Origin of the sequence: Mesorhizobium sp. M7A.F.Ca.US.006.04.2.1 (genome assembly GCF_004022915.1) — a bacterium.
Classification (GTDB): Bacteria; Pseudomonadota; Alphaproteobacteria; order Rhizobiales; family Rhizobiaceae; genus Mesorhizobium; species Mesorhizobium ciceri.
Genome location: NZ_RZQA01000083.1, coordinates 1 through 11,999 on the forward strand (window position 1 = coordinate 1; position 11,999 = coordinate 11,999).

Consider the following 11,999-nt stretch of genomic DNA (forward strand, 5'->3'; position numbering starts at 1 on the left):
ATGCCGAGCGGGCTCTTGCCGCCCGCCATGTGCGACACCTTCTCGAACTCCTCCGCCGCATGGATCAGCGCCTTGGACGGGATGCAGCCGACATTGAGGCAGGTGCCGCCCGGCTTGCCGGCCTCGACGATCACCGTATCGACGCCGAGCTGTCCGGCCCGAATAGCGCAGACATAGCCGCCGGGCCCGGCGCCGATGACGAGCAGCTTGCAGGAGATTTCTTTCATGATGGCACGCTCTTTCTGGTGGCGAAGGCCCCCTCATCCGGCCGCCTCGCGGCCACCTTCTCCCCGGTGGGGAGAAGAGGCGAGCACAGACGCCGGCGACCTCCTCTCCCCTCGGGGAAAGGTCGGATTGCCCCGAATTGCCCTTCGCAATTCGGTTTTGGCAATCCGGGTGAGGGGGCCCTTGCGACCGTTCTCATCCCCTCAATCCACGAAAATCAGCGCCGGCGTTTCCAGCAGCGTCTTGATCCGCTGGATGAACACCGCCGCATCCCACCCATCGATCACCCGATGGTCGAAGCTCGACGACAGGTTCATCATCTTGCGCGGCATGAACTGGGTGCCGTCCCACACCGGCCGCACCATCATCTTGTTGACGCCGACGATCGCCACTTCAGGATGGTTGATGACCGGCGTCGTCGCCACGCCGCCCATGGCGCCGAGCGAGGTGATGGTGATGGTCGAGCCGGACAGCTCGTCGCGTGTTGCCGTGCCGGACTTGGCCGCCTCGGCCAGCCTGATGACCTCGGCGCCGCAATCCCAGATGTCGCGCGCCTCAGCGTGCCTGACCACCGGAACCACCAGCCCCGACGGCGTCTGTGCGGCGATGCCGATATGGATGCCGCCATGCTGATGGACGATGCCGGCCTCGTCGTCGAACAGGGAATTGAGATTGGGCTGGTCCGCGATCGCCTTGACCATCGCCCGCATCAGGAACGGCAGCAGCGTCAGTTTCGGCCGCTCCACGCCAGGACGCTTCTCCTTGTTGAGCGCCGCGCGCAATTCCTCCAGTGCGGTGACGTCGATCTCCTCGACATAGGTGATGTGCGGAATGCGCGATTTGGACAGCGACATCTTCTCGGCGATCTTGCGCCGCAAGCCGACCACCTTGATATCCTGCACAGCATCGTTGCGGGCGAGGCCGGATGCCTTTGCGACCTGCGGCCCGCGCGCCAGGAACGCTTCGATGTCCTCATGGCCGATGCGACCGGCCGGACCGGATCCGGCAACCTGCCTGAGATCGATGCCGGCTTCTTTTGCCCGCAGACGAACGGCCGGCGACGCCAGCGGTCTTTCGCCTTCAGGCCGCGGCGCGCCGGGGACGGAAGGCTGCGCCGTGCTTTTCTGTGAGGCTGCCGGTTTCGCCTTGGGCTCGTCGCTCTTTGGTGATGCCTTCACGACCGGCGCAGCAGCCTCGGGCTTCGGCGTCGGAAGTTTTGCCGGAGGCTCAGCGGACACCGCTTCCGCTTCGGCGCCTTGCGGCTTGGCGTTGCCCTCGCCCGCCACCTTCAGCCGCACGATGGGCGAGCCGATGGCCACCGTGTCGCCGATCTCGGCGCCCAGCCACAGGATCTCGCCATCGACCGGCGACGGGATTTCAACCGTCGCCTTGTCGGTCATGACGGCGGCGAGCACAGTGTCCTCGCGGACGATATCGCCGACCTTGACGTGCCATTCGACCAACTCGGCCTCGGCGACGCCTTCGCCGACATCGGGCAGCTTGATGATGTGTTCGCCCATCTCAGGCTCCCATGGTTTCAAGCAAGGCACGGCCAACGCGGGCGGGACCGGGAAAATAATCCCACTCCTGCGCATGCGGATAGGGCGTGTCCCAGCCGGCAACGCGAGCAACCGGCGCTTCGAGGTGATAGAAACAGTTTTCCTGCACCAGCGCCGACAGCTCGGCGCCGAAGCCCGAGGTCAGCGTCGCCTCATGCACGATGACGCAGCGCCCGGTCTTTTTCACCGAGGCGACGATCGTATCGAGATCGAGCGGCAGCAGGGTCCTGAGGTCGATGATCTCGGCATCGATGCCTGTTTCTTCGACAGCCGCCTGCGCGACATAGACCATGGTGCCGTAGGCGAGCACGGTGAGGGCCGAGCCTGCCCTGCGGATCGCCGCCTTGCCGAGCGGCACCGTGTAGTGGCCGTCGGCCACCTCGCCCAGCTCATGCTTCGACCAGGGTGTCACCGGCCGGTCGTGATGACCATCGAACGGACCGTTGTAGAGCCGCTTCGGCTCGAGGAAGATCACCGGATCCGGATCCTCGATCGCCGCGATCAAAAGCCCCTTGGCGTCGTGCGGGTTGGACGGTACCACCGTCTTCAGCCCCGACACATGGGTGAACAGCGCCTCAGGGCTCTGGCTGTGCGTCTGGCCGCCAAAAATGCCGCCGCCGGTCGGCATGCGCACCACGATCGGGCAGGTGAAATCGCCGTTGGAGCGGTAGCGCAGCCGTGCCGCTTCCTGGGTCAGCTGGTCGTAGGCCGGGTACATGTAGTCGGCAAACTGAATTTCCACGCACGGCTTCAAGCCATAGGCGGCCATGCCGATGGCCGAGCCGACAATGCCGGATTCGTTGATCGGCGCATCGAAGCAGCGGCTCTTGCCGTATTTGGCCTGCAAGCCCTGCGTGCAGCGGAAGACGCCACCGAAGAAGCCGACGTCCTCGCCGAACACGACGACTTTCTCGTCGCGCCCCATCGACACATCCATGGCATCGCGAATGGCCTCGATCATGGTCCGTCTCGGCATGGCTCAGACTCCCGCCTGTTGGCGCTGGCGTCTGAGATGCGGCGGCATTTCGGCGTAGAGCCCTTCGAACATGTCGCGCGTCGACGGCTTGCCGCCGGCATGCAGCGTGCCGTGGCCTTCGGCTTCCTTCTGCGCCGCGATAACCGTGTCGAGGATTTCCGCCTCGGCCTGCGCGTGACGCTCGTCCGACCAGACACCGAGCGCGATGAGATGGTTCTTCAGCCGCACGATCGGGTCGCCGAGCGGCCAAGCGTCGGATTCAGTCTTCGGCCGGTAGGCGGACGGGTCGTCCGAGCTCGAATGTGCGCCGGCACGGTAGGTGACATATTCGACCAGCGTCGGCCCGAGATTGCTGCGCGCCCGCTCCGCCGCCCATTTGGCCACGGCGTGGACGGCGAGGTAGTCGTTGCCGTCGACGCGCAGCGACGGGATGCCGAAGCCGAGGCCCCTCGCCGCGAACGTGCCCGAACCGCCGCGCGCGATGCCTTGAAAGGTCGAGATCGCCCACTGGTTGTTGACGACATTGAGCACGACCGGCGCCTTGTAGGTGGAGGCGAACACCAGCGCCGAGTGGAAATCGGACTCGGCCGTCGAGCCGTCGCCGATCCACGCGGCTGCGACGCGCGAATCGTTCGATATCGCCGAGGCCATCGCCCAGCCGACCGCCTGGATGTACTGCGTCGCCAGATTGCCGGAGATCGAGAAGAAGCCGTGCTCCTTCGACGAATACATGACCGGCAATTGCCGGCCCTTCAGCGGGTCGGCTTCGTTGGAATAGATCTGGTTCATCATCGTGACCATCGGGTAGCCATCGGCAATCAGCAGCCCGGCCTGGCGATAGGTCGGAAAGTTCATGTCGCCCGGCGCCAGTGCCTTGCGGAAGGCGCAAGCCACAGCCTCTTCGCCCAGATGCTGCATGTAGAACGAGGTCTTGCCCTGCCGCTGCGCCATCTGCATGCGCGCATCGAAGGTCCGCAGCGTCATCATGTGGCGCAGGCCGGTGAGAAGCTCGTCGCTGGACAGCAGGCCGGCCCACGGGCCGACGGCCTCGCCCGTGCGGTTCAGCACGCGGATGATCGAGAAGGCATGATCGCGGATGGTGCGCGGATCGACATCGATCTCCGGGCGCGGCACCGAGCCGGCCTTGGGGATCGGCACGTTGGAAAAGTCAGGCGTTCCGCCCGGCCGCACTTCCGGTTCCGGAACATGAAACCGCAACATCCCAGCATCGGCCATGACCTTTGTCCTCCAATGTTGCCTGGAACAGATATTTGCATATCTGCGCCGCCAGTGCGAATTTGTCGGGTAGCCTGCGGACGTCGGTCCCGGCCGCGCCGGCCGATCCAGCCTCCCGCACCCAAGATGAAGATATGTCCGCGAAATTTCTTGTCGATGTTGGGCGGTGGCGCGCAATTAGAGAGAAGGTTGGGCGAGGTTTGCCGGCAGATAAGGTGATTGGTCGACGAACTCGCGCCCTTCCTCTCCCCCGTCGATCGGGGGAGAGGTGTCGAGCGAAGCTCGAGGGAGTGGGGGTCGACGGTTCGCCCAAGCTGGATGCCGCCCCCACATCATGCTAACCAGCCCGCCATGGCACAGAAGAAAGCATATGAGGTCGATGGCTGGCTCGCGAAGCCGGACCAGCGGATCTCCATTGTCCTGCTTTACGGCCCCGATCGCGGCCTTGTCTCCGAGCGAGCAAAGGCCTTTGCCGGCAAGACCGGCCTGCCGCTCGACGATCCCTTCTCGGTGGTCAGGCTGGAGGGGTCGGAGGTCGACCGCGACGAGGGCCGGCTGCTCGACGAGGCCCGCACCGTGCCGATGTTTTCCGACCGGCGCCTGCTGTGGGTGCGCAATGCCAGCGGCCAGAAGGCATTGGCCGACGACGTCAAGGCGCTGACGGCCGAACCCGCGCGCGATGCGATCATTCTCATCGAGGCCGGCGACCTCAAGAAGGGTGTCGGCCTGCGCGCCATCGTCGAGGCGGCCGACAATGCCATGGCCCTGCCTTGCTATGCCGATGAAGCCCGCGACATCGACACCGTCATCGACGGCGAACTGGGCAGGGCCGGCATGTCGATGACCATGGAGGCGAGACAGGCGCTGCGCCGCAATCTCGGCGGCGACCGGCTGGCCTCGCGCGGTGAGATCGAGAAGCTTGTGCTCTACGCCCATGGCCAGACCGAGATCGGCCTGGAGGAGGTCAAAGCGATGTCAGGTGATGTCTCCGGCGCGTCTTTCGACGACGCGGTCGACGCGCTTCTCGAAGGCAAGATCGGCGACTTCGACACCGCCTTCACCCGCCATTGCCAGTCCGGCGGCCAGCCTTTCCTGGTGCTGTCCTCGGCAATGCGGCAGTTGCAGCAGATCCAAATCATGCGCGGCCAGATGGAGTCCGGCAACCGCAACGCCGCCTCGGTCGTTGCCGCCGCCCGCCCGCCGGTGTTTTTCTCCAGGCGCAAGCTGGTGGAGAAAGCGCTGGAACGCTGGAGCACCGAAGCGCTCGGCCGCGCACTGACCCGGCTGCAGACGGCGGTGCTGCAGACCAGGCGGCGGCCGGATCTTTCCGTCGCGCTGGCAAGACAGGCGCTGCTTGGCATTGCGGTGGAGAGCAGCAGGTTGGCGCAGCGGTAGGAGAGCGATCCTCCTCTTCTCGGCGCCGAGCGCTGCCTCCATCGGTCAATTCATTGTCATGGCGCCCACCTGCTGGAAGGTTGGCAGCGCCTGTGGAAAGACCAGCACCGCCGCGCCGTAAAGAAGCAGAGCGATACCCGACACCTTTGCGATCCCACCTCCGGACGGGAGGGTCTTTTCCGCAAAGATCAGCAAGGTGACCACGGCCATTGCGGCGACGTTCATGATCCCGAGAGGAAAGAGGGCGAGAAACAAAAGCCAGCAGCAGCCCAGGCAAAAAAGTCCATGCTCCAGGCCCATGCGAACCGCACCCCAATAACCATCGCGCCATGAGGTCAGGATGAAGCCAATCGGCGTGCGGCATTTGGCCAGACACAGATCTTTCAGTAGGGAGAGTTGATAGGCGCCCCCAATCATCAGCAGCGCGCCGCCGATACGCGCGGCCGTCGCAGCGGACAATCCCACATGCCCGGCAAGCATCTCCGCACCCGCCGCACCGGCAAAGGCGATAAAGCCCATCACGCCCCAAACCAGCATATACCCGGCCACGAACACCCAGCTCGAGACAAAGGTCTCGCCCCGGCTCTGTTTGCCGGCCTGGACCTGGTGAAACGTCAGGATCATGGGCGCGGCCGTCGGAAACATCATGGCAATCATCATGATCATCCAGATGGCAAGAAACAGCGGCGCCTTCATACCCATGGTGAGTGCGTACATTTCCATGCGCATGTCCGCGTCCATGGCCATCTGCTGCCAGACAAGCAGGGTCCACGCCGCCGCAGCGATAGCGATCAGCAGCGCGAGAATGATGTATCGCTGCAACGTCGGGGCCATGGACGAGGTCGTTCCGTGCTACGCTGCCAACGGCTACTGCTGCCCAGACCAATTGATCGGGGCGTAATGTCCGTTTCGGCGGGAATTGTCCCAGCTCATGCCATGATCGCTGAATGTACTGCCTTCCGCCCCCATCGCCAGGGCGAGCCAATCGGGATTGACAGGATGGCCGGTGGCCGCCCACATCTGCCCGTCCTCGCGCATTGTCGGCAGCGGCTCGACCGCCATCTGCATGACGCCCACAATCTCCGCCGACCGCTTCTTGCCGTCTATCCGGTAGCTTATCGGCACCTTCTTGGCGCCAAGATTCGTGCCAATCATGGGTGCCAGCACCGCCATAGGGCCGCCCGCAGCGCCGGTGAAGATGGCACCTAGCGCCTCTGTTTGCCTGTCATCGGCCCGTTCGTCGATATAGGCGGCGGCCGTCCAATTGCCGTTTGCCATAGGACCCGGCGTGTGAGCGACCATCGCGACACTGAGCCCATCCAATCGAACGTCGCCGTAGTTGCCCGTATTGATATGAAAGACCAAACCGACGTCGCAAACACCTTTCGTCGGCTTCGATGTCAGCTGCGCGTTGGTGGACAGCAGACAAGGACATACGACATCGCAGCTACAATTTTCGAAGTAACTTCCGGACAATTGCCAACGGACTGCCATTTGCACCTCCCACTTGCGTCAGGCGCGTCGGCATATCGCATTGGCGGGGCGGTGCCATTTCACGACTGTGTAGGAACGGCAAATAGCCCCCGCCTCGACTGACCGGCACGCTAGGGCCCATAATTTAAGCCATATCTAATATAGGTTACGCCGTTGCCTGGCACTGTCAAGCCGCGAGCGGCAGGGCTGGCGGCAGGCGCTGCTTGGGATCGCGGTTGAGAGCGCGAGGCTGGGGAGCGAGCCTGATCTCCCCCTCGAGGGGGAGATGTCGCCGAAGGCGACAGAGGGGGCCGCCGCGCGTGGGGCGCTGACCTCTTCTTCGTTCCCGCAGGGGCCCGGCGCTTGATGTGGGGCGACCCCTCTGGCCTGCCGGCCATTTCCCCTCAAGGAGGGAGATTCGCGGCGTCACCGATTTCGCCAATCACCAGCGCCCCAAAAGGAAAAGGCCGGCCAAACGGCCAGCCCCTTTCCACATGCGCAATCTCCGGTCTCAATATACTTCGCCGGCTAACTAACGCTCCTGCTTCAGCCTTCTGCACAGCTCATCAAGCTGCTCCAGCGACCGGTATGAAACCCGCAAAGTGCCGCCCTTGCCCTTGTGATCCACTGACACAATCATGCCGATCGTATCGGTCAACAGCTTTTCCAGCGCCAGCGTATCGGCGTCCTTTTGCTCCGGACTTGGCGCCGGCTTGGCTTCCTTGGTGCTGCTGGTGCCGGCCGGTATCTGGGCCAGCGCTTCGGCCTGGCGTACCGAAAGGCCCTCTTCGACGATACGCTTGGCAAGGCCGGCCGGATCTTCCGCCGTCACCAGCGTACGGGCATGGCCCGCCGACAGCGCGCCGTCGACCAGCATGTCGCGGATCACGTCCGGCAGCTTCAGGAGCCTGAGCGTGTTGGCGACATGGCTGCGGCTTTTGCCGATCACCTGGCCGAGATCGGCCTGGGTGTAGCCGTGCTCATCGATCAGCTGCTGGTAGCCAAGTGCTTCCTCGACCGCATTGAGGTCGGTGCGCTGGACGTTTTCGATGATCGCCAGCTCGAGCGCGGTGCGGTCGTTGACCTCGCGGATGATGACCGGGATCTCGGAAAGCCCGGCGCGCTGCGCCGCCCGCCAGCGCCGCTCGCCGGCGATGATCTCGTAACGGCCGGCCTGTGCCGGCGAAGGACGCGCCACCACCGGCTGGACGACGCCGTGTTCGCGGATCGACTGGGCAAGGTCGGTCAGCTCGGCGTCGCCGAAATGCCGCCGCGGATTCTTCGGATTGGGGGTCAGGAACTCGATCGGCACCTTGCCGTCGGCGCTCATGCCTGGTTTTTCAGGCGCAGCTGGGCGATCGATCTCGCCGATCAGCGCCGCCAGCCCACGCCCCAGTCTCTTTCTCGAAAGGTCTTCGCTCATCTTTATTCCAGGTTGCAGATCGTTTCGGTATCGAATCGGCTCTTTAAATTGCAGGGAGTCTAATCAAGCGGCGCGTAACTTGCGCTCGCGGCGGATCACTTCCGACGCCAGTTGCAGATAGGCCTGACTGCCCGAGCATTTCAGATCGTAAAGGATCGCCGGCTTGCCGTAGGACGGCGCCTCGGACACCCGCACATTGCGCGGGATGACGGTCTCGTAGACCTTGTCGCCCATATGCGCCCGCACATCCTGCACCACCTGGTTGGCGAGATTGTTGCGGCCGTCATACATGGTCAGCACGATGCCCTGGATGGTGAGATCCGGATTGATCGAGCGGCGCACCTGCTCGACCGTCTCCAGCAACTGGCTGAGACCTTCGAGCGCGAAGAACTCGCATTGCAGCGGCACAAGAACAGAATCGGCCGCAGCCATTGAATTCAAAGTCAAAAGGTTGAGCGAGGGCGGGCAGTCGATCAGCACATAGCCGAAAGGTGCGCCGCGCTCGGTCGCGGCGCGCAGCGCATTACGCAACTTGAGCACCCGGTCGGGCGCGGAGGCGATCTCCATTTCAATGCCGAGCAGGTCGAGCGTCGACGGCACGATCGACAGGCCGGGCACCGCCGTCGGGATGGCCGCGGCCTCCAGCTCCAGCTCGCCGGTCAGCACGTCATAGGAGGACACCGTCCGATCCTTGCGGTCGATGCCGAGACCGGTGCTGGCATTTCCCTGCGGATCGAGATCGACGATCAGCACCTTTTCGCCGATCGCGGCCAGCGCGGTCGCCAGATTGATGGCGGTGGTTGTCTTGCCGACGCCGCCTTTCTGGTTGGCTACGGTGATGATTCGGGGGCCATTCTTCATCATGGGTTTATGCCAGAAATTCATTTTGGGCGCCAAATCGCCTGTCAGTGACGGATCAGACAGGTCGCAGGTTGGACAATTCCAGGATGACGCCGCCAGCGTCGGTCACACTGGGATGTTCTACCAGATCGAAGGACCATCGGTGAACGCTTTCTTGCACTTCGGTGCGGTAATCCCGGCCTTTGTGGAACAGGCCGCGCGCGCCTGAAATCAGCCAGGGCGCCGACAGGTCCAGCAACGTCGAAAGCGGAGCCAGCGCCCGCGCCGTGACGATCTGCGGCGTCGAAACAAGCGCATGACTGTCGTCGATGCGGCGCGCCACCACCCGCGCCGGCAGGCTGAACTGCCCGACGACGGTCTGCAGGAAGGATGCTTTTTTGCGATTGCTTTCAATCAGATCGATGCTGGCGCCGTCGCGCTCGGCCAGCAGGAAAGCCATGACAAGGCCCGGAAATCCGCCGCCCGAGCCGATATCCACCCAGCGTGTGGCGGCAGGCTCTATGCGCGCGAGCTGGGCGCTGTCCAATATATGACGCTGCCAGACGTCGCCCGAGGTCGATTGCGCCACCAGATTGATGCTGCGATTCCACTTCTGGAACATCTGCTCGAACGCCACCAGCCGATCGAATGTTTCACGTGAAACCGGGCCTGCCGTGTCCTGCAGGCTCGCTAGGGTCATAGAACTCACGCAACATCCTTTTGCAGGCGCTGGGCGCTCTCCGCGTGACGGACATGCGCGACAATGATCGCCAGCGCCGCCGGCGTCATGCCTTCCATGCGCTGGGCATCGGCGATGGAGCGCGGCCGCCGCGCCTGCATCTTCTGCTTCAACTCGTTCGACAGACCCGGCACTCCGGCGAAATCGACCGTCTCGGGGATCAGCCGGCTCTCTTCATGCCGGATCTGCGCGACATCCGTCTTCTGGCGATCGAGATAGACCGAATATTTCGCCTCTGTTTCGAGGCGCTCCGCCGTTTTGCCGTCGATTGCCGCGAATCGCGAATCGATACGTCCCAACCGGGCCAAGTCGACGTCGGGATAGGACAGCAATTCATAACCGGACCGGCGCACGCCGTCCCGGTTGATTTCCAGCCCATGACGCGCCGCCTCGTTGGGCGTCATTGTGAGCAACTTCGCCAGCTCCCGAGCCTCATCCAGACTTTGCATGACATCCCCGTAGCGCTGCATCCGCTGCGCCGAGGCGATGCCCAGCCTGGCCGCCAGCGGCGTCAACCGCTCATCGGCATTGTCGGCACGCAACGACAGCCTGAATTCGGCCCGCGAGGTGAACATCCGGTAGGGCTCCGCAATGCCCCGGCTGGTCAAATCATCGACCATGACGCCGATATAGGCCTCGGTGCGGCTGAGCACGATCTGCTCGCTGCCCGCCGCCCGCCGCGCCGCATTGAGGCCGGCAAGCAAGCCTTGCCCGGCCGCTTCTTCATAGCCGGTCGTGCCGTTGATTTGCCCGGCGAGGAACAGGCCACTAACGCGCTTCGTCTCCAGCGTCTGATGCAGTTCGCGCGGATCGACATGATCATATTCAATGGCATAGCCGGGCTGCAGCATGACGGCCCGCTCCAGCCCCGGAATGGTTTTCAAGATGTCGAGCTGCACATCCTCGGGCAGTGAGGTCGAAATGCCATTGGGGTAGACGGTGTCGTCGTCCAGGCCTTCCGGCTCCAGAAAAATCTGGTGCCCGTCCCTGTCCCCGAACTTGACGATCTTGTCCTCGATCGACGGGCAATAGCGCGGCCCAACGCCTTCGATCGATCCGGAATACATGGCCGAGCGACCGAGATTGGCGCGTATCAACTCATGCGTCGCGGTCGTCGTCCGCGTAATGCCGCAATCGATCTGCGGCGTGGTGATACGGTCGGTCATCAGCGAGAACGGCACCGGATCCGCATCCGCCGCCTGGCTTTCCAGCGACGCCCAGTCGATGGTCCGGCCATCGAGCCGCGGCGGCGTCCCGGTCTTCAGCCGTCCAAGCTTGAAGCCGGCGCGGTCCATCGTTGCCGACAGGCCGAGGCTCGCCTGCTCGTTCATGCGGCCGGCGACGATCTTCTTCTCGCCGATATGGATAAGCCCGCGCAGAAAAGTTCCGGTCGTCAGGACGACCGCGCCACAGACCAGGCGCCGGCCGTCGGCTAGGAGAACCGCCGTGATCTGCCCGTCGGCGATCTCGAAGTCCAGAACCTCGCCTTCGACCACGTCGAGATCGTTCTGCTGCCGAATCGCTTCCTGCATGGCAAGGCGATAGAGCTTTCTGTCGGCCTGCGTACGCGGGCCGCGCACCGCAGGGCCTTTGCGGCGGTTGAGCAGGCGGAACTGTATGCCGGCCGCATCCGCCACGCGGCCCATGAGGCCGTCCATGGCATCGATCTCGCGCACCAGGTGGCCCTTGCCGAGCCCGCCGATCGCCGGGTTGCACGACATCACGCCGATCGTGTCGAAACGCAGCGTCACCAAGGCGGTCCTGGCACCGGCGCGCGCGGCAGCGCTGGCCGCCTCGCAACCCGCGTGGCCGCCGCCCACCACAACCACATCATAGCGATTGGTCATTTCCAAACGTCCTGGACTCAGAAGAATGAGGGACACATGTCCCTGCGGAGCGACGCTGTCAAGAAAACTCCGCGACAAGTTTCACGTGAAACAGCCGCGCCGCCAGTTAGCTCAGTGTTTCACGTGAGTCATCGGGGCCGCCTGACACGTTTCGCGTGAGTCATGCAGGCGGCGCAGCGCGGTGGTGGCCCAGATGAAGCCTCCCCGCCTTCGGGGTTCGTCGAAAATCACGAAGGCATGCGGCAAAGCAACATACGATCTAAAGGCAGCTCACGCCGCAGCGACC

11 protein-coding genes are annotated in these 11,999 nt (G+C 63.9%); 1 reads left to right on the forward strand and 10 read right to left on the reverse strand.

The genetic code is table 11. The features are described 5' to 3' along the window. From EN925_RS07010 to EN925_RS07025, 4 genes are all read right to left on the reverse strand, one after another. On the reverse strand, window positions 1-227 hold a 227-nt coding region (locus tag EN925_RS07010; RefSeq protein ID WP_128336426.1), incomplete at its 3' end, for an FAD-dependent oxidoreductase. A gap of 201 nt (window positions 228-428) precedes the next feature. Next, complete coding sequence (locus EN925_RS07015) at window positions 429-1,745, reverse strand: dihydrolipoamide acetyltransferase family protein (protein ID WP_127384850.1); 1,317 nt, start codon at window positions 1,743-1,745, stop codon at window positions 429-431. A 1-nt stretch (window position 1,746) separates the two neighbouring features. Further along, the gene (locus tag EN925_RS07020; RefSeq protein ID WP_013528742.1) at window positions 1,747-2,760 is read right to left on the reverse strand and encodes an alpha-ketoacid dehydrogenase subunit beta; all 1,014 of its coding nucleotides are present in this window, start codon (window positions 2,758-2,760) and stop codon (window positions 1,747-1,749) included. Between the two features lie 3 nt (window positions 2,761-2,763). After that, a complete protein-coding gene (locus EN925_RS07025; RefSeq protein ID WP_127368960.1) occupies window positions 2,764-3,996 on the reverse strand; it encodes a 3-methyl-2-oxobutanoate dehydrogenase (2-methylpropanoyl-transferring) subunit alpha in 1,233 nt (410 codons plus the stop codon). A gap of 351 nt (window positions 3,997-4,347) precedes the next feature. Between EN925_RS07025 and holA the strand changes: the two genes are divergently transcribed. Further along, window positions 4,348-5,391 carry a DNA polymerase III subunit delta gene (holA, locus tag EN925_RS07030; RefSeq protein ID WP_013528740.1) on the forward strand — a complete coding sequence of 348 codons (1,044 nt, stop codon included), beginning with the start codon at window positions 4,348-4,350 and terminating at the stop codon, window positions 5,389-5,391. A gap of 45 nt (window positions 5,392-5,436) precedes the next feature. Here the strand turns inward: holA and EN925_RS07035 are convergent, their stop codons facing one another. From EN925_RS07035 to mnmG, 6 genes are all read right to left on the reverse strand, one after another. Further along, window positions 5,437-6,225: a DUF2182 domain-containing protein gene (locus EN925_RS07035; RefSeq protein ID WP_127369068.1), complete on the reverse strand. Its 789-nt coding sequence runs from the start codon at window positions 6,223-6,225 to the stop codon at window positions 5,437-5,439. A 33-nt stretch (window positions 6,226-6,258) separates the two neighbouring features. Beyond that, window positions 6,259-6,885 (reverse strand): DUF1326 domain-containing protein, encoded by a 627-nt coding sequence (locus EN925_RS07040; RefSeq protein WP_127369069.1) that lies wholly within the window; start codon window positions 6,883-6,885, stop codon window positions 6,259-6,261. A 511-nt stretch (window positions 6,886-7,396) separates the two neighbouring features. Continuing rightward, entirely contained in the window at window positions 7,397-8,287 is an 891-nt protein-coding gene (locus EN925_RS07045) for a ParB/RepB/Spo0J family partition protein (protein WP_013528737.1), read from the reverse strand. 63 nt (window positions 8,288-8,350) lie between these two features. Beyond that, window positions 8,351-9,151: a ParA family protein gene (locus EN925_RS07050; protein ID WP_013528736.1), complete on the reverse strand. Its 801-nt coding sequence runs from the start codon at window positions 9,149-9,151 to the stop codon at window positions 8,351-8,353. 52 nt (window positions 9,152-9,203) lie between these two features. Next, complete coding sequence (rsmG, locus tag EN925_RS07055; protein WP_024504087.1) at window positions 9,204-9,836, reverse strand: 16S rRNA (guanine(527)-N(7))-methyltransferase RsmG; 633 nt, start codon at window positions 9,834-9,836, stop codon at window positions 9,204-9,206. Continuing rightward, on the reverse strand, window positions 9,833-11,713 hold the full coding sequence (gene mnmG / locus EN925_RS07060) for a tRNA uridine-5-carboxymethylaminomethyl(34) synthesis enzyme MnmG (protein ID WP_127385367.1): 1,881 nt from the start codon (window positions 11,711-11,713) through the stop codon (window positions 9,833-9,835). The genes rsmG and mnmG overlap by 4 nt, the downstream gene beginning before the upstream one ends. Window positions 11,714-11,999: the final 286 nt, after the last annotated feature.

Bases quoted from the DNA above. Each gene is read 5' to 3' on its own strand.
- EN925_RS07015 (WP_127384850.1), bottom strand. From the start codon at position 1,745: ATGGGCGAACACATCATCAAGCTGCCCGATGTCGGCGAAGGCGTCGCC.
- EN925_RS07020 (WP_013528742.1), bottom strand. From the start codon at position 2,760: ATGCCGAGACGGACCATGATCGAGGCCATTCGCGATGCCATGGATGTG.
- EN925_RS07025 (WP_127368960.1), bottom strand. From the start codon at position 3,996: ATGGCCGATGCTGGGATGTTGCGGTTTCATGTTCCGGAACCGGAAGTG.
- holA (WP_013528740.1), top strand. From the start codon at position 4,348: ATGGCACAGAAGAAAGCATATGAGGTCGATGGCTGGCTCGCGAAGCCG.
- EN925_RS07035 (WP_127369068.1), bottom strand. From the start codon at position 6,225: ATGGCCCCGACGTTGCAGCGATACATCATTCTCGCGCTGCTGATCGCT.
- EN925_RS07040 (WP_127369069.1), bottom strand. From the start codon at position 6,885: ATGGCAGTCCGTTGGCAATTGTCCGGAAGTTACTTCGAAAATTGTAGC.
- EN925_RS07045 (WP_013528737.1), bottom strand. From the start codon at position 8,287: ATGAGCGAAGACCTTTCGAGAAAGAGACTGGGGCGTGGGCTGGCGGCG.
- EN925_RS07050 (WP_013528736.1), bottom strand. From the start codon at position 9,151: ATGATGAAGAATGGCCCCCGAATCATCACCGTAGCCAACCAGAAAGGC.
- mnmG (WP_127385367.1), bottom strand. From the start codon at position 11,713: ATGACCAATCGCTATGATGTGGTTGTGGTGGGCGGCGGCCACGCGGGT.